We start from the raw sequence: 18,069 nt of genomic DNA on the forward strand, positions 1-18,069 counted from the left end.
AACGGCTGGCACTGCACGGATACGTGGCGGGGCCGCCGAAGGAGACAAGCAATGAGCAGTTTGAAACTGATTTCGCCAGTTGACGGGTCGGTCTATGCCGAACGTCCGGTTATGGGCGTCGATGACGCGGCGGCAGCTGTCGCCCGGTCGCGCAAGGCGCAGAAGGACTGGGCCCGGCGGCCGCTGGAAGAGCGCATCGCGCTGGTTCGTGCCGGTGTGGCGCGGCTCAACGAAATGAGCGACGAGGTTGTGCCGGAACTGGCCTGGATGATGGGCCGCCCGATCCGTTATGGCGGCGAGTTTGGTGGCGTCAACGAGCGAACCAATTACATGGCAGAGATCGCCCAGCGGGCGCTGGCGCCGATCGAGATTGAGAACTCGGCACAGTTTGAACGCCGCATCGAGCACGTTCCGCATGGCGTCGTTTTCGTCGTCGCGCCGTGGAACTATCCCTACATGACTGCGATCAATACGGTCGCCCCGGCGTTGATTGCCGGCAACACCGTGGTGCTCAAGCATGCAACCCAGACGCTGCTGGTCGGCGAGCGCATGGTTCGCGCCTTCACCGAAGCCGGATTGCCGGAAGACGTGTTCATCAACCTGTTCCTGGATCATCAGGGCAGCGAGAAGCTGATTTCGGCGGGAAGCTTCAACTTCATCAATTTCACCGGCTCGGTTGGCGGCGGCAAGGCGATTGAGCGCGCTGCTGCCGGCACCTTCACCGGCCTCGGCCTGGAGCTTGGCGGCAAGGATCCGGGCTATGTCATGGAAGATGCCGATCTCGACTGGGCCGTCGATACGCTGATGGACGGAGCGATGTTCAATGCCGGGCAGTGCTGCTGCGGCATCGAGCGGCTCTACATTGCGCGTCCGCTCTATGAGGCGTTCGTCGAGAAGGCAGCCGCCTGGGTCACTGCCGGACTCAAGCTTGGCAATCCGCTGGAGCAGGACACCACCATCGGTCCGATGGCCAGTGTGCGCTTTGCCAAGGAAGTCCGGGCCCAGACTGCTGAAGCCATCACCGCTGGCGCGCGCGGGCTGATCGATCCGAAACTGTATCCGGCCGATGATGGCGGCGCCTATCTGATGCCGCAGGTTCTCGTCGACGTGACCAACGACATGCGGGTGATGCGCGACGAGAGCTTTGGCCCGGTTGTCGGCATCATGCCGGTCGACAGCGACGAGCAGGCGCTTGGCCTGATGAACGACAGCCCGTTTGGTCTGACAGCTTCGCTGTGGACCAACGATACTGAGCGTGCCGCCCGACTTGGTGACGAGCTTGAGACCGGAACCGTGTTCATGAACCGGGCTGACTATCTCGACCCGGCGCTGTGCTGGACCGGCTGCAAGGCCACCGGTCGCGGTGGTTCGCTGTCGGAAATCGGCTTCCAAAACCTCACCCGTCCCAAATCCTATCACCTGAGAAAGAAATCCGCATGAGCCCGCGCGCCAACTGGTCCTACCCCACCGCAATCCGTTTTGGCGCAGGGCGCATTTCGGAACTCGCTGAAGCCTGTACTGCAGCAGGCATGAAGAAGCCGCTCCTGGTCACCGACCGGGGACTGGCCTCGCTGCCGATCACAACCAATGCGCTTGACCTGATGGAGGCCGCCGGCCTTGGCCGGGCCGTCTTCGCCGAGGTCGACCCCAACCCGAACGAGAAGAACCTTGAAGCCGGCGTTGCGGTGTTCAAGGCTGGCGGCCATGACGGCGTTATCGCCTTTGGCGGCGGTTCGGGACTTGATCTGGGCAAACTGATCGCGTTTCAGGCCGGACAAACCCGTCCTGTCTGGGATTTCGAAGATGTCGGTGATTGGTGGACTCGCGCCAATGGTGATGCCATTGCGCCGATCATCGCGGTGCCGACAACAGCGGGCACGGGCTCTGAAGTCGGACGCGCCGGTGTGCTGACCAACTCGGTCACCCACGTCAAGAAAATCATCTTCCACCCGAAGTTGCTTCCGGCTGTCACCATCTGTGACCCGGAACTGACTGTCGGCATGCCGCGGATCATCACGGTGGGCACAGGCATGGATGCGTTCGCGCATTGCCTCGAAGCCTATTCGTCACCGTTCTACCATCCGATGAGCCAGGGCATTGCGCTTGAGGGTATGCGGCTGGTCAAGGAAAACTTGCCACTGGTTGTTGCCGACGGCTCGAATATCGATGCCCGCGCCGAAATGATGAGTGCGGCTGCGATGGGCGCGGTGGCGTTCCAGAAGGGTCTCGGCGCGATCCATGCGCTGTCGCACCCGATCGGCGCGGTTTACAACACCCATCACGGCATGACCAATGCGGTGGTGATGCCTCCTGTGCTTCGGATGAACCGTCCGGCAATCGAAGACCGCATCGCGCGCGCTGCAGCCTATATGGGCATCGATGGCGGCTTCGACGGGTTTTACGAATACGTGCTGAAGCTGCGTGCCGATCTGGGTGTCCCTGACAAGCTGGCCGAGCTTGGCGTTGGCCGGGACCGGATTGATGAAATGACAGCAATGGCTCTGGAAGATCCGAGCGCCGGCGGCAATCCGGTGACGCTGACCACCGAGAACACCAAAGCGCTGTTCGAAGCCTGCATCTGAAAGGTTTGGCTGCGTCGTGCAGAAAATAACAGCGGCACGACGCAGCAGTAATCTGGTGATCTTGCGTGGCAATTCGCTTGTCATCTCCGATGCTTCAGGCAGTCGCGCTCAAGTGGATCCAATTGTCTGCTAGCGTACGCGCGCTGCCGTGAGGGGTTACACGACGCATATTGTGCGTTTTAGTAAATGATGGCGCTGCGACTTTCAGATCCAATCGGCTTTTTGATATTCTTGCACGGGACAGTTTGTGGCATTTTTGCACGGGATCTGGGTAGTGCCGGTGCCTGTGGGGGTCTTGAAAAGAGCCCATGTTGCAATTACAAAATTTGCATCCGTTCAAACAGAATAAGCCGGGTTTTCTTGTGAAAATCGTTTGTAATGAATAAAAACCAAAGGTTTAATCCCCTGCGGAGGCAACTATGGGTATGAATGCTGTTCTGCAGTTTCTGGAAAACGAAAGCAACGGAGCGGCAGATGCTGACGCCATTCGTGCGCAACTGGGTGATGTTGTCAGAAAGCTTGGCTTCGACTTTTTTACCCTTGTTCGGCAGCCGGGCCCGGAGAGCGATGCTGAGAAGATCATGCTTGCAGGTCAATGGCCCAAAGGCTGGCCCGAAATCTATGTGAAGCGGAAATATGCGGCGATCGATCCGATTGTCCGTTATCTCGGGCATAGCCAACGGGGTTATCGCTGGCGCGAACCATTGCAGGTATTCCAGGATGATCCGCATCGCAAGCGGATGGAGCGGATGATGGTTGATGCGCGGCGCCACGGGCTGGAGGACGGATATGTGTTTCCGATCCACGGACGGCGCGGACTGGTCGGCGTGCTTGCGGTGGCAGGTCAGGAAATCGATCTGTCGCCGTCCCAGATGGCGTTGATGGATGCGGTGGCGAAGAAAGTGTTCTGGGAGCTTCTGGAGGCTTTGGATCCGGGCGCCTATGAGAGGATCAGCAAACCGGTTGTGGTGCAATTGACTCGCCGTGAGATGGAGACGCTTGAATATCTCGGCTATGGCATGACCTCCAATGAGATGGGCGCCACACTCGGTTTGTCGGCGCACACGGTTGATTGGTACATGAACGGCATTCAGGAAAAGCTGCATGCCAAAAACCGGCATCACGTGGTGGCGATTGCGTTCAGGCTCGGACTGATCTCCTAACGCGCGGCGTTTCCGATCGGTTGGTGCGGTCGTGAGCCCGCGGGGCTTGGAACGTCTCACCGCCATTTCCAGCCTCGGCGATGAGGCTCGATCCTATTTGCACTGCAATAAAACAGACGCTAATGATTGGATGCGGGGTTTATCCAGCCCCGGTCCCTTCGCCCAAACCCGGGAGCCTGTCTGTGCCGATTTCCAAAATTCTTGTCGCCAACCGATCAGAAATTGCCATTCGCGTTTTTCGCGCGGCCAACGAACTCGGCATAAAAACCGTCGCCATCTGGGCTGAGGAAGACAAGCTTGCGCTGCACCGGTTCAAGGCAGACGAATCCTATCAGGTCGGTCGCGGCCCGCATCTGGCGCGCGACATGGGTCCGATCGAGAGCTATCTTTCGATTGAAGAGGTGATCCGCGTTGCCAAGCAATCAGGCGCCGATGCGATCCACCCCGGCTACGGTCTGTTGTCGGAGAGCCCCGAATTCGTAGACGCCTGCGATGAAGCCGGGATCATCTTCATCGGCCCGCGTGCCGAAACCATGCGCCGCCTTGGCAACAAGGTCGCCGCCCGCAATCTCGCCATCGAAATCGGCGTTCCGGTGGTGCCGGCAACAGAGCCGCTTCCTGACGACATGGCGGAAGTGGCGCGGATGGCCGAAACGATCGGATATCCGATCATGCTGAAGGCATCCTGGGGCGGCGGAGGTCGCGGCATGCGCGCCATCCGTGATCCCAAGGACCTGTCACGCGAGGTCATCGAAGCCAAGCGCGAAGCCATGGCTGCTTTCGGCAAGGACGAGGTCTATCTCGAAAAGCTGGTCGAACGGGCCCGCCATGTCGAAAGCCAGATTCTCGGCGATACCCATGGCAATGCTGTGCATCTTTTCGAGCGCGACTGTTCTGTGCAGCGCCGCAACCAGAAGGTCGTCGAGCGGGCACCTGCGCCCTATCTGAGCGAAGATCAGCGGCAGGAACTGGCGGCCTATTCGCTGAAGATCGCCAATGCCACCGGCTATGTCGGCGCCGGTACGGTCGAATACCTGATGGATATCGACACGGGCGCGTTCTATTTCATCGAAGTCAATCCGCGCATCCAGGTCGAGCATACGGTCACCGAGGAAGTCACCGGCATCGATATCGTCAAGGCGCAGATCCACATTCTCGATGGCGAGGTGATCGGCACGCCAGGGTCCGGTGTGCCGGCGCAGGCCGACATCCGCCTCAATGGCCACGCGCTGCAATGCCGCATAACCACCGAAGACCCGGAACAGAATTTCATTCCCGATTACGGACGTATCACGGCCTATCGCGGCGCCACCGGCTTCGGCATCCGGCTTGATGGCGGCACCGCCTATTCGGGCGCGGTGATCACCCGGTTTTATGATCCGCTTCTGGAAAAGGTCACCGCCTGGGCTCCGACGGCGGAAGAGACCATCCGTCGGATGGACCGGGCGCTCAGGGAGTTCCGGATCCGTGGCGTGGCCACCAACCTGACCTTCCTGGAAGCGATCATCACGCACCCGAGTTTTCTCGACAACACCTATACGACGCAGTTCATCGACACGACGCCGGAACTGTTCGAGCAGGTCAAGCGTCAGGACCGGGCGACAAAGCTGCTGACCTATCTTGCCGATGTCACTGTCAATGGCCACCCGGAAGCAAGAGGCCGTCCGCGGCCGTTGGAAGACGCCGCCAAACCGCGCATCCCTTACAAGGATGTGCCGATTGTCGACGGCAGCAAGCAGAAGCTCGATCAGCTTGGCCCGAAAGGTTTTGGCGCGTGGATGCGCAATGAGAATCGCGTGCTGATCACCGATACGACGATGCGTGACGGGCACCAGTCGCTGTTGGCCACCCGCATGCGCACCAACGACATTGCCCGCATCGCCGACACCTATGCCAAGGTGCTGCCGAACCTTTTGTCGCTGGAATGCTGGGGTGGCGCCACCTTCGACGTGTCGATGCGGTTCCTGACCGAGGACCCGTGGGAGCGGCTGGAGATGGTGCGCCAGGGCGCGCCGAATCTGTTGCTGCAGATGCTGCTGCGCGGCGCCAACGGCGTTGGCTACAAGAATTATCCCGACAATGTGGTCAAGCATTTCGTGCGCCAGGCTGCCAGCGGTGGCATCGACCTGTTCCGTGTGTTCGATTGCCTCAACTGGGTCGAGAACATGCGTGTGTCGATGGATGCGGTGTGCGAGGAGAGCAAGCTTTGCGAAGCCGCGATCTGTTACACCGGCGATATCCTCAGTTCGGCACGGCCGAAATATGATCTGAAATACTACACCAGCCTTGCGGCCGAACTGGAAAAGGCCGGCGCGCACATCATTGCGGTCAAGGACATGGCCGGATTGCTGAAGCCGGCGGCGGCGCGGCAGTTGTTCACCGCACTGCGCGAAGCCACAGATCTGCCGATCCACTTCCATACCCATGACACGTCGGGGATTTCGGCTGCCACAGTGCTTGCTGCGGTCGACAGCGGTGTTGACGCTATCGACGCGGCGATGGACGCGTTGTCGGGCAACACCTCGCAGCCATGCCTCGGCTCGATTGTCGAGGCACTCCGTGGCCATGAGCGCGATCCCGAACTTGATCCAGAATGGATCCGCCGGATTTCGTTTTACTGGGAAGCGGTGCGCAATCAGTACGCGGCGTTTGAAAGCGACCTCAAGGGGCCGGCATCAGAAGTTTATCTGCACGAAATGCCAGGTGGTCAGTTTACCAATCTCAAGGAGCAGGCGCGTTCGCTGGGGCTGGAAACCCGCTGGCACGAGGTGGCGCAGGCCTATGCCGACGCCAACCAGATGTTCGGCGACATCGTCAAGGTGACACCATCGTCGAAGGTGGTTGGCGACATGGCGCTGATGATGGTCAGCCAGGATCTGAGCGTCGCCGACGTCGAGGATCCGGCCAAGGATGTTTCGTTCCCCGAATCGGTGGTGTCGATGATGCGCGGCGATCTGGGTCAGCCGCCGGCCGGCTGGCCGAAAGCCCTTCAGGACAAGGTGCTCAAGGGTGAGGATGCCTTCACGGCCCGTCCCGGCTCATTGCTGCCGGATGCGGATCTCGATGCCGAACGCAAGGAAATCGAGACCAAGTTGGAACGCGAAATCAGCGAAAACGAGTTCGCCTCCTATCTGATGTATCCGAAAGTGTTCACCGACTTTGCCCTGGTAAGCGAAACATACGGCCCGGTGAGCATGTTGCCGACACCTGCCTATTTCTACGGAATCCCGGTCGGTGGCGAGTTGTTCATCGAGATTGAGAAAGGCAAGACGCTTGTCGTTCAGAATCTGGCCGAAAGCGAACCCGACGACAAGGGCATGGTCACTGTGTTTTTCGAGCTCAATGGCCAGCCGCGGCGGATCAAGGTGCCGGACCGGGCGCATGGCGCATCGGGCTCGGCTGTACGTCGCAAGGCCGAACTGGGCAACGATGCCCATGTTGGAGCCCCGATGCCGGGCGTGATCTCGACTGTTTCCGTTGCTGCGGGACAGGAGGTCACCGCAGGTGATGTGCTGGTCTCAATCGAGGCAATGAAAATGGAAACCGCGATCCATGCCGAGCGCGACGGGGTGCTGGCCGAGGTTCTGGTCAAGACCGGCGACCAGATCGACGCCAAGGATCTTCTGGCTGTCTATGACTGAAGCATCCGCCCGATCCTGTGCCGGAAACAGCGCGGCGGGCTTGCGCATGACGGATTGATTTCGCATTGTCGTCCCGGATTACACTCCGGGGCGCGCATGAACACGCTGCCTGTTTATGTTATGAGGATTTCTGCCATGCTCGCCGCCATTCCGCTGATGATTGTGCCGCTGATTGTCTATAACCTGGTCATAATCGGGGTGATCGGCGGTGGTGTCGCCGGGCTTGGGTCGACCATCACATCGCTGTCGATGATGTCGGGCGCAACCTGGACCATGAGTCTGGGCGACTTGCTGATCGTTGTCTCGCTGGCGTTGTTGTTCATCGAGGTTTTGAAGGCGACACGAACCGGCCCATGGTCAGTGATTGACCACATGCTGTCGATGTTTGTCTTTGTTGCGTTCCTGGTGGAATTCCTGCTCGTTCGGGATGCCGCCACGCAGGTGTTTTTCATCCTGATGGTGATTGCATTCATCGACGTGATCGCCGGATTTTCCGTGTCGATTCGTTCGGCGGGCCGTGACGTTTCGATCGGGTTGTAACCCGGCGATCAGATGTCAGCCGGCGTCGGGCGTAAAGCCTGCGGCTTCGACGCCGGCGATTGCGGCAATCTCGTCATTGTCGGACGAATCGCCGGTGATGCCGACCGCGCCGATGATCGCGCCCTTGCGGTCCTTGACCAGCACGCCGCCGGGCACGGCAACGATCTTGCCGCCGGATACTGCTGAGAGGCCTTCAAGAAAATGCGGCCGGGTTTCGGCCTGGGTGTTGAGCCAGCGCGAGCCGACGCCGACAGCCAGCGCGCCATAGGCCTTGCCGCTGGCGATCTCGAAGCGCAGCATCGATGCGCCATCCTGTCGCTGGACAGCTTTGACATGACCGCCGGCATCGAGCACCACAACGGCCAGTGGCTTGAGACCCAGTTCCTTGCCCTTTGCGAGCGCTGCGGTGATGATCTTGAGTGCCTTGTTAAGCGTGAGGTCCGTCATGATGAATGCCTTTCAAATCAAAGTCAGAAACTGATCAGAGGCTTATAGGCACTGAACCGTGACCTGTGCCACTGATTTGGCATGATCGGGGCAGGAAATAATGCTTTTTATGGAGCGCAATCAACAGGCAACGGCCTGAGTCTCCCCGACTCCGCCGGGCTCTGAAGCAAGCCAGTCGCTGTGCAAGGCGCTGAGCCGCAGCCGGGCGATTTCAGATCAGCTGTCGATGGAGTTGATCTTGTCCTGAAGCGACTTGAGCTGGTCCTTGAGATCGTCGATGTCCTTGGAGGTGTCGGACTGTTTCGGGGTTTCCTCGGTCTTGGCCGAATGGGCGAGCGCGAAGGGCGAGAACATCTGCATCGCCTTCTGGAACATCTCGGTGTTGCGGCGAACCTGATCCTCGACTATCTGGATTGGCAGCTGGATGTTGCGGGCCACCGGATTGTCGCCAAAGGATTTGGTGATCTGTTCGCGGACCTGCTCCTGCTGTTCGGTCAAAGCTGACATGGAGTGCTCGAGATAGCTCGGCACCACCATTTGCAGTTGATCGCCGTAGATGGAAATCAACTGCCTCAGGAAGGACACCGGCAGCAGTGTGTTGCCGGTTTTGGATTCCTGCTCGAAAATGATCTGCGTGAGGACCGTGTGGGTGATGTCATCACCGCTCTTTGCGTCCAGGACGGAAAAATCTTCGCCCTTCTTGACCATGACGGCCAGATCATCAAGCGTCACATAGGTGCTGGTGCCGGTGTTGTAGAGACGGCGATTGGCATATTTCTTGATGGTGATTGGGCCACTTTTTTTCGCCATTCGTGCTCTCCTCAAAGGTCTCGCCAGACCAGAACCTCGTTTTGTCGAGCAGACTGTAGGCGAAAATGACCAGCAATGACAATTCCTTTGTGCATTGCGGCGAATGGAACCGGAAAACCTCAGACCATGGTCCTGATTTAACCGATTGCATGCGGAATTCGGCTTTCTGATATTTGACAGCGGCACTAAGCTCGGTCACGTTCAGGTCAACTACACACCACCACATGACAGGGAAAATCCATCATGAGTTCTATCGTTATCGCCAGCGCTGCCCGCACTCCCGTCGGGTCTTTCAACGGCGCACTGTCCTCCGTCCCCGCCCATGAGTTGGGCGCGGTCGCCATTCGAGCGGCGCTCGAGCGCGCAGGTGTTGCACCGGCGGAAGTCGACGAAGTCATTCTCGGTCAGATTCTGTCCGCAGGCCAGGGACAGAACCCGGCGCGTCAGGCGGCCATGGCCGCGGGTATCCCGCAGGAAGCCACCGCCTGGGGTCTCAACCAGCTCTGCGGTTCCGGCTTGCGCGCGGTTGCTCTCGGCATGCAGCAGATTGCATCGGGTGATGCAAACATCATCGTCGCCGGTGGCCAGGAATCGATGTCACTGGCGCCGCATGCCATGCATCTGCGCAACGGCGTGAAAATGGGGCCGGCCGGAATGGTCGACACCATGATGCTCGATGCACTGACCGATGCGTTTTACAATTACCTGATGGGCAACACAGCCGAGAATGTTGCCAAGCAGTGGCAGCTGACGCGCGAAGAGCAGGATACATTTGCAGTCAATTCGCAGAATAAGGCTGAAGCGGCGCAGAAGGCCGGCAAGTTCAAGGACGAGATCGCCGCAGTGACGATCAAGGGCCGGAAGGGCGATACCGTTGTCGAAGACGATGAGTACATCAAGCATGGTGTGACCATCGAGGGCATTGCCAAGCTGCGTCCGGCCTTCGACAAGGAAGGTACGGTCACCGCTGCCAACGCATCAGGCATTAATGATGGCGGCGCGGCAACGGTGCTGATGAGCGAAGCCGAGGCCTCCAAACGCGGTATCACGCCGATGGCGCGGATTGCCTCATGGGCCACTGCCGGCGTTGATCCGCAGATCATGGGCACCGGCCCGATCCCCGCTTCGCGCAAGGCGCTGGCCAAGGCCGGCTGGAGTGTCGGTGATCTCGATCTGGTGGAAGCCAATGAAGCCTTTGCCGCTCAGGCATGTGCGGTCAACAAGGAAATGGGCTGGGATCCGGCAATCGTCAACGTCAATGGCGGCGCCATTGCCATTGGTCACCCGGTCGGCGCCTCCGGCGCGCGCATTCTCAACACACTGCTGTTCGAGATGGTTCGTCGCGACGCCAAGAAGGGTCTGGCAACCCTGTGCATCGGCGGCGGCATGGGCGTGGCGCTCTGCGTCGAACGCGGCTGATCCGCCATGATGGAGTATTCCGGGCATATTGTTGGATGGTGCAAACCTCAAAGAAGATTCTCCATCCATACTGTCTGGCATACTCCGAGTTCACGAACTGACAAATACATGACGCATTGCATCCCCACTGAGACCGTTTAGCACACTGCGAAGCTGGTTTCGGTGGCGCAAGACGTTCTCGGGTCTGGAAAAAGATAAGAACCACCTTGGAGGAGGAACAACATGAGCAAAGTAGCAATTGTGACTGGAGGGTCACGTGGCATCGGAGCGGCGATTTCGGTCGCCTTGAAGGCGGCTGGTTACACGGTCGCCGCCAATTATGCCGGCAATGATGAGGCTGCGGCGAAGTTCACCGGCGAAACCGGCATCAAGACCTACAAATGGTCGGTCGCCGACTATGACGCTTGCGTTGCCGGTATTGCCCAGGTCGAAGCCGATCTCGGTCCGGTTGCCGTGCTGGTCAACAATGCCGGCATCACCCGCGACGGCATGTTTCACAAGATGACGCCGCAGATGTGGTCCGAAGTGATCAACACCAACCTCACCGGCCTGTTCAACATGACCAATCCGGTCTGGGGTGGCATGCGCGAGCGCAAATTCGGCCGCGTCATCAACATCTCCTCGATCAATGGCCAGAAGGGTCAGGCCGGCCAGGTCAATTACTCGGCCGCCAAGGCCGGTGATATCGGCTTTACGCGGGCTCTGGCTCAAGAAGGCGCGCGCGCCGGCATCACCGTCAACGCCATCTGCCCGGGCTATATCGGCACCGACATGGTCAAGGCCATTGACGAGAAGGTGCTCAAAGAGCGCATCATCCCGCAAATCCCGGTAGGCCGTCTCGGCGAGCCGGAAGAAATCGCACGGGCCGTGGTGTTTCTGGCTGCCGATGATGCAGGATTCATCACCGGATCGACGATTTCTGCCAATGGCGGCCAGTATTTCAGCTGATCGCGCCGGGTGACGGACAAGATTTGCGCCCGGCGGGAAACTGCCGGGCGCTTTCGTTGCGGGACCGGATTTTTCGGGTTTTTGGGAAGACGGATCATGGCTGACTACACGCTTTATTACTGGCCTATCCCGTTTCGCGGGCAGTTCGTCCGGGCGGTGCTGTCTTACGTTGGCGCATCATGGCAGGAAGCTGGATTTGATGAGACTGCCAGCCAAAGTGCTTTGGAGCCGAGCGCGCAACTGATCCCGCATATGGGGCCGCCGGTGCTGACCGATCACAGCTGCAATTTCCATATCTCGCAGATGCCTGCGATCCTGGCTTACCTGGGTGAAAAACACGGGCTGATGCCTGGTAATCCGGAGCACACCGCTCTCACTCACAAGGTCATCGCCGATGCCAATGATGTGCTTTACGAAATGACCCGTCACAATGGCGCGCAGATGTGGACCGACGCGTCGTGGAAGCAATTCCAGCCCCGCCTGTGTCGCTGGATGGATATTTTCGAAGATACCGGCCGCCGCAATGGTCTGACAGCCGGGTCAGGCTTCATGCTTGGCGCCGAAGCGCCCACACTGGCCGACCTGGTCACAGCCATATTGTGGGGGACGATGACTGCCAAGCTCGCGCCGCTGCGGGCCTTGCTCGACAGGCAGGCGCCAGCAATGGCCGGGCTGACTGATCGTGTCGCGGCGCTGCCTTCACTGGTGGACCTTCGAGACCGCAGCGATGCGCTTTATGGTGATGCGTGGTGCGGCGGTCAGATCGAGGCGTCGCTGCGCGCGGTGCTGTCACCGGTTTCCGCATAGGAGTGTTTGGCCGGGCAGACATCCAGGCGACTAAGGTTGTCGTCTTTTTGCTGACGGCGATGAATTCGTTAACAGATGCGACCGTGAGGCCGCCATAATGGCTGCAGTTTTCCGCTCTGGTAGAAGCTGCGGTCGGCAAATACACAAGATCTGGTAGGGAACAAAGCGGGAAATCAGCTTGAAAGCTGATACGGTTCCGGTTCGTTCCATGGCTGTTCCGGAAGTTAACAGGAATGGCCCGACCTCGATGTCTGTTAACGAAGCCTTTGGAATTGTTACTAAAATTCTAATGTTCCACTAGTGGAGCGAAACACGCACAAGATTCGCGATTACCTGAAATCAAAGGTTAACAGCGTACCGGATTCTACGCCGGACACTTCACCGACACATCTGCATCTGGTGGGCAGTTTGCCTGAAACTGGCAGATGTTGGGCAGAACAAAATGACAACACAGACAGGTCGGTGATTCGGTTCCGGTTCGTTCCGGGGCTGTTCCGAAGGTTAACGGGGTCGATCAGATATTCCAGGTTGGCTTAACGAAGTGTTTGGAATGATTAATAGACTCTCACCACTTCCGAAACCTGACAATCCGCGCCGGAGGCCGGAGAACGGGTGATTTCAAAGGTTAACGGCAGCCGCGGATTTGGCGCCAGATCCCGCACGGGCAATCTGCATCTGGTAGACGCTTGGTCTCAATCTGGCAGATATTGCGAAGAACAAAGCGCCAACACAGACAGGTCGGTGATTCGGTGCCGGTTCGTTCTGCGGCTGTTCCGAAAGTTAACAGGCTCGACGGCAGGCTTCGGCCGAAACTCATGAAGTGCTTGGAAAACCTAACAATTTCTGAACGGTTCAGGAGAAAAATTCGCACCAAAATACCGTGCAGGCAAGGCGAAACCTTCGGTTCAAAGATTAATTTCGAGAGTGAAAGCGATCGGTGACGTGTGCCAATGATGCCAAAATTAGTGGCATTGGGGCGAGAAGAAAACCACATATTGTGGTGAACAAACCGCCAACACAGATCGATCTGTGATTCGTAGCCGATTCGTTCTGCCACTGTTCCAAAAGTTAACAGCGATCATTAAAATGCGAGCTAATGCGTTCATGAACTGTTTGGAATTCTTAACAAATCAAGAACAGATCAGGGCCATGATGCGAGCCTGCGCCGAGCTCCGGCGACGGCTCGGCACAAAGGTTAACGGCAGCGGTTCAATCGCGGTCAGATGCGGTCGCGGCGATTCAGCATATGGTGGCTGGAAGGGGCTGCGTTGCAAGATGTTGCGGTGAACAAAAGCGGAATCGGGATGAGTCAGTGATTCGTCGCTGATTCGTTCCGCCACTGTTCCAAGTGTTAATTTGAATGGCACCGGACTGTTTGACATTTGCTCTGTTTACGCTGCTCTGATGTGTTAGATAACAGCCGTCTTGAGTTTGATACGGACACTTATGCCCGCTTTGCGCAGCCATCCTCCAAAACCTTTGATCCTGTCCGGGCGTGGCGTCACAGCCGTGCTGGGCCCGACCAATACCGGCAAGACCCACTATGCCATCGAGCGCATGGCGGCGCACTCTTCCGGGGTGATCGGGCTGCCACTGAGATTGCTGGCGCGCGAAGTCTATGGTCGCATGGTCGACAAGGTCGGCGTCAGCCACGTGTCGCTGGTTACCGGCGAGGAAAAGATCACGCCTCCTGGTGCGCGCTATTCGGTCTGCACGGTCGAGGCGATGCCGCAGGAAACCACTGCCGCTTTTGTTGCAATCGATGAAGTCCAGATCGCCGGCGATCTCGAGCGCGGGCATGTGTTCACCGACCGTATCCTGTCGCTGCGCGGCCGCGCGGAGACACTTCTGCTCGGCTCGGCGACGGCGCGCGGGATCCTCGAGCAATTGCTTCCTGGTATCGTTATTGTCGAACGGCCACGCTTGTCCGAGCTGCATTATGCCGGCTCGAAAAAGATCACCCGGCTGCCACGGCGTTCCGCCATCGTGGCGTTTTCGGCTGAAGAGGTCTATGCGATTGCCGAACTGGTGCGGCGTCAGCGCGGCGGCGCTGCGGTGGTGCTCGGCGCGCTTAGCCCGCGCACCCGCAATGCCCAGGTCGAGCTCTACCAGAACGGCGATGTCGATTATCTGGTGGCGACTGATGCCATCGGCATGGGGCTCAATCTCGATGTCGACCATGTTGCCTTCGCCCAGGACCGGAAATTCGACGGTCATTCGTACAGGCAACTGACCGCTTCCGAATTCGGCCAGATTGCCGGCCGGGCCGGACGACATTTGCGCGACGGGACATTCGGCGTCACCGGCCAGGTGCAGCCGTTGCCCGACGATCTTGTGCAGCGGCTTGAAAGCCATGTGTTCGAGCCGATCAAGATCCTGCAATGGCGTTCCAAGCAGCTGGATTTTTCCAGTTTGCAGATGCTGCAGGCGAGTCTGGAGCAAATTCCGGCGGTTCAGGGCCTGACCAGAGCGCTGCCGGCGGTCGACCAGAGGGCGCTTGAGCATCTGATCAATGATTTCGAGGTGCGCGATCTCGCCAGCACCCCGCAAAATGTCGCCACGCTGTGGGACGTCTGTTCGCTGCCGGATTACCGGCGGATTGCGCCGGCGCAGCACTCGGATCTGATCGCCACGATCTACCGTGATCTGATCCGCACCGGTTCGGTCAACGAAGATTTTATGGCAGAACAGGTGCGCAGAACCGATTCCACCGATGGTGAAATCGACACTTTATCGGCCCGGATTTCACAGATCCGGACCTGGACTTATGTTTCCAACAGACCTGAATGGCTTGCCGATCCGACACACTGGCAGGAAAAGACGCGCGAAATCGAAGATCGATTGTCCGATGCGTTGCATGAAAGGTTGACGAAACGCTTTGTTGACCGCAGGACATCTGTGCTCATGAAGCGCCTGAGAGAGAACGCGATGCTCGAAGCTGAAATCAGTGTAAACGGTGATGTCTTTGTTGAAGGTCACCATATTGGACAATTAGCCGGATTCCGGTTCATGGCCGATGCGTCGGCCGATGGGCCAGATGCGAAGGCGGTGATAGCCGCTGCGCAGAAAGCGCTGGGGCTGGAATTTGAAGCGCGGGCTGCCCGACTGCATGCGTCGGGCAATTCCGACTTCGCTATCGGGTCGGACGGCACGGTGCGCTGGATGGGTGATCCTGTGGCGCGTCTGGTCGCCGGCGATCATATCCTCAAGCCGCGATCGATCCTGCTTGCCGACGAGCAACTGGCCGGCGGCGCCCGCGATTTTGTCGCTGCGCGCATCGACCGCTTCGTCAATCACCACATCGCCACCGTGCTCAAGCCGCTCGATGATCTGACCCGCGCCGAGGACCTGGATGGGTTGTCACGTGGACTGGCATTCCGCCTGGCCGAAAGTCTGGGTGTTCTGTTCCGCCGCGATGTCTCCGAGATGATTAAGGATCTTGACCAGGGCGCGCGCGCCAGCCTGCGCAAATACGGTATCCGTTTTGGCGCCTACCACATTTTCATGCCTGCGCTGCTCAAGCCTGCGCCAGCCGAGCTGGTGACGCTGTTGTGGGCGCTGGTCAATGACGGCTTTACCAAGCCTGGTTATGGCGACGTGACGCCGCTCCTGGCAGCCGGCCGCACCTCGGTGGCGACCGATCCGGAGATTGATCGGGAATTCTACCGTCTCGCCGGTTTCCGTTTTTTGGGCAAACGCGCTGTGCGCATCGACATTCTCGAGCGGTTGGCCGACCTGATCCGTCCAGCGCTGCAATGGAAACCGGGCGCTCAGGGCGCGCGGCCGGAAGCGGCCTATGATGGCCGCCGCTTCATCACCACCACGGGTATGCTGTCGATCCTCGGGGCGACACAGGACGATATCGAGGAAATTCTCAAGGGGCTGGGCTATCGTGCCGATGCTGTGCCCGCCGAGGAGGCGCAGACCTATATGGCCGGACTTGATGCCGCACAGGTGGAAACCGGCGCTGCGACTGGCACCGGACCTGTGGTGGAAGTCGTGGTCTCACGCACTGCCGCTGACCGTCCGCACAAGCTGACGGCGCCTGCTGCCAAGGACGATGCCGCACAGGCAGAGACGGCATCGCCGGTTGAAGCGACTGCTGCTGATACTTCAAACGAGGTTGCTGCTCAGACAGCTGCACCTGAAGAAACGGCTGAGCCGTCCACGCAAATGGCCGTGGAAGCCCCGGCTGAAGTTTCTGAAACGGCAGCTGCTGATGCGGCTCCGGCTGCAGCGACAGCGGCTGAAGAGCCGAAAGCCGAGGCAGCCGCAGAGACCGGCGCAGAAGTCGAAGCGCCGCGTCCGGTGCTGTTGTGGCGGCCAGGTGGCCGGCAGGACGGCCAGCGCGGTCCACGTCAGGCTCCCGGCGAAGGCCGTGGCCGGCGTGAAGGTGGCAATCGCAATCCCCGCTCCGACACCAAGCCGGTCGGCGAGGCCGGTGCGGAGGCTGACGCGCGGCCCAAAAAGGGCCGTCGCGGCAAGCCGGATCATTCCGGCAAGCCGCCACATGGCAAGGGTGGCCAGGGCAAGGGCGGTCCCGGCAGAGGCGACGACGCCAATCGTGGCAACCGGACGGAACGGCCACCGCAGCGCAAGGAGCGGCCGATTGACCCCGATTCTCCGTTCGCAGCCTTGGCGGCGTTGCGCGACAAACTCAAGAAATAGGCATTACTCTGGTGGATCAGCCGGCGCGACAGCGGATAGACAAATGGCTGTTTTTCGCGCGCGTCGTCAAATCCCGAACCCTGGCGGGCAAGTTTGTCGGCAGCGGCAATGTCAGGGTCAACCGGGAAAAGATCGATCAGGCCAGTTTCCTGGTCAAGCCGGATGATGTGCTGACAATTTCACTGGACCGGCGCATTGTGGTTCTGAAAATTCTGGGCTGTGGCCTTCGTCGCGGCCCGGCACCGGAAGCGCAACTTCTGTATGAGGATGTTACCCCCAAACCCGCCGACCCCGGTCAGGCGCCAACGGTTCCTGCACAGCGAGAGCCTGGCGCGGGTCGGCCGACCAAGCGGGACCGGCGAAAAATAGATCAATTCAACAACCCGGATTCTGACGCATAATTTTGTCTTGACCGGCGCCTGTTTGGGCAAAGTCATGCGCAAATAGGTCCGGCTGCCGCGAGCTTCGTCCCTGATCAACCAGGTGCGGCGCCATGGCGAAACCAGATGTCTTGCAAAGTGCTGGCAAAGCCGGTACCTCACCGCCGTTGTTTGCAGCCGTGTAGCGAGTCTGTCCTGACCCGCTCGGTCGGCTTCAACGCTCGAAAATGACGCATGCGTTTCGGCCAGAATGAAACCGCCCGCCGCGCCATGCATGAAGCTTCAGGAGAGACGTATGACCTATGTGGTGACTGACAATTGCATTCGCTGCAAATACATGGATTGCGTTGAGGTCTGCCCCGTGGATTGCTTCTACGAGGGTGACAACATGCTGGTCATTCATCCTGATGAATGCATCGACTGCGGTGTTTGCGAGCCCGAATGCCCGGCGGAGGCGATCAAGCCGGATACCGAGCCGGGTCTGGAAAAATGGCTCGAGGTCAACACCGAGTATGCCGACAAATGGCCCAATATCACCATCAAGCGTGAGGCCCCGGAAGACGCGAAGAAGTTCGACGGAGAGGCAGGCAAGTTCGAGAAGTACTTCTCGGAGGCTCCCGGCGAAGGCGATTAATCACTACTGCATGTCGCGTTGAAATGAATT

Annotated in this window: 13 protein-coding genes; 11 read left to right on the forward strand and 2 right to left on the reverse strand. The window is 59.2% G+C overall.

Annotated features, from left to right (window positions below; genetic code table 11):
• The first annotated feature begins 51 nt into the window (after positions 1-51).
• The 5 genes from IMCC20628_RS22080 (at position 52) to IMCC20628_RS22100 (ending at position 7,926) form a co-directional block, all read left to right on the forward strand.
• Positions 52-1,440, forward strand: coding sequence for an aldehyde dehydrogenase family protein (locus IMCC20628_RS22080; protein WP_047031997.1), 1,389 nt, complete (start codon positions 52-54; stop codon positions 1,438-1,440).
• Positions 1,437-2,582 (forward strand): iron-containing alcohol dehydrogenase, encoded by a 1,146-nt coding sequence (locus tag IMCC20628_RS22085; RefSeq protein WP_047031998.1) that lies wholly within the window; start codon positions 1,437-1,439, stop codon positions 2,580-2,582. Before IMCC20628_RS22080 ends, IMCC20628_RS22085 begins: the two co-directional genes overlap by 4 nt.
• Before the next feature lie 419 nt (positions 2,583-3,001).
• Entirely contained in the window at positions 3,002-3,745 is a 744-nt protein-coding gene (locus tag IMCC20628_RS22090; protein WP_047031999.1) for an autoinducer binding domain-containing protein, read from the forward strand.
• 182 nt (positions 3,746-3,927) lie between these two features.
• Complete coding sequence (gene pyc / locus IMCC20628_RS22095; RefSeq protein ID WP_047032000.1) at positions 3,928-7,386, forward strand: pyruvate carboxylase; 3,459 nt, start codon at positions 3,928-3,930, stop codon at positions 7,384-7,386.
• Between the two features lie 135 nt (positions 7,387-7,521).
• Positions 7,522-7,926: a hypothetical protein gene (locus IMCC20628_RS22100; protein WP_047032880.1), complete on the forward strand. Its 405-nt coding sequence runs from the start codon at positions 7,522-7,524 to the stop codon at positions 7,924-7,926.
• 15 nt (positions 7,927-7,941) lie between these two features.
• Here IMCC20628_RS22100 and IMCC20628_RS22105 read toward each other — a convergent pair whose 3' ends face one another.
• Together IMCC20628_RS22105 and phaR are read right to left on the reverse strand one after the other, a co-directional pair.
• On the reverse strand, positions 7,942-8,373 hold the full coding sequence (locus IMCC20628_RS22105; RefSeq protein ID WP_047032001.1) for a heme-binding protein: 432 nt from the start codon (positions 8,371-8,373) through the stop codon (positions 7,942-7,944).
• A 216-nt stretch (positions 8,374-8,589) separates the two neighbouring features.
• On the reverse strand, positions 8,590-9,183 hold the full coding sequence (phaR, locus tag IMCC20628_RS22110; protein WP_047032002.1) for a polyhydroxyalkanoate synthesis repressor PhaR: 594 nt from the start codon (positions 9,181-9,183) through the stop codon (positions 8,590-8,592).
• Between the two features lie 243 nt (positions 9,184-9,426).
• Here phaR and IMCC20628_RS22115 point away from each other — a divergent pair, with 243 nt between their 5' ends.
• From IMCC20628_RS22115 to fdxA, 6 genes are all read left to right on the forward strand, one after another.
• Positions 9,427-10,602, forward strand: coding sequence for an acetyl-CoA C-acetyltransferase (locus IMCC20628_RS22115; RefSeq protein ID WP_047032003.1), 1,176 nt, complete (start codon positions 9,427-9,429; stop codon positions 10,600-10,602).
• A 222-nt stretch (positions 10,603-10,824) separates the two neighbouring features.
• Positions 10,825-11,550, forward strand: coding sequence for an acetoacetyl-CoA reductase (phbB, locus tag IMCC20628_RS22120; protein ID WP_047032004.1), 726 nt, complete (start codon positions 10,825-10,827; stop codon positions 11,548-11,550).
• Positions 11,551-11,646: 96 nt separating this feature from the next.
• Entirely contained in the window at positions 11,647-12,357 is a 711-nt protein-coding gene (locus IMCC20628_RS22125; protein ID WP_047032005.1) for a glutathione S-transferase, read from the forward strand.
• A 1,446-nt stretch (positions 12,358-13,803) separates the two neighbouring features.
• Entirely contained in the window at positions 13,804-17,025 is a 3,222-nt protein-coding gene (locus tag IMCC20628_RS22135) for a helicase-related protein (protein ID WP_047032007.1), read from the forward strand.
• Between the two features lie 11 nt (positions 17,026-17,036).
• Entirely contained in the window at positions 17,037-17,426 is a 390-nt protein-coding gene (locus tag IMCC20628_RS22140) for an RNA-binding S4 domain-containing protein (RefSeq protein WP_082128277.1), read from the forward strand.
• A 274-nt stretch (positions 17,427-17,700) separates the two neighbouring features.
• Positions 17,701-18,039 carry a ferredoxin FdxA gene (gene fdxA, locus IMCC20628_RS22145; RefSeq protein WP_047032009.1) on the forward strand — a complete coding sequence of 113 codons (339 nt, stop codon included), beginning with the start codon at positions 17,701-17,703 and terminating at the stop codon, positions 18,037-18,039.
• Positions 18,040-18,069: the final 30 nt, after the last annotated feature.

This window comes from Hoeflea sp. IMCC20628, from assembly GCF_001011155.1.
GTDB lineage: Bacteria > Pseudomonadota > Alphaproteobacteria > Rhizobiales > Rhizobiaceae > Hoeflea.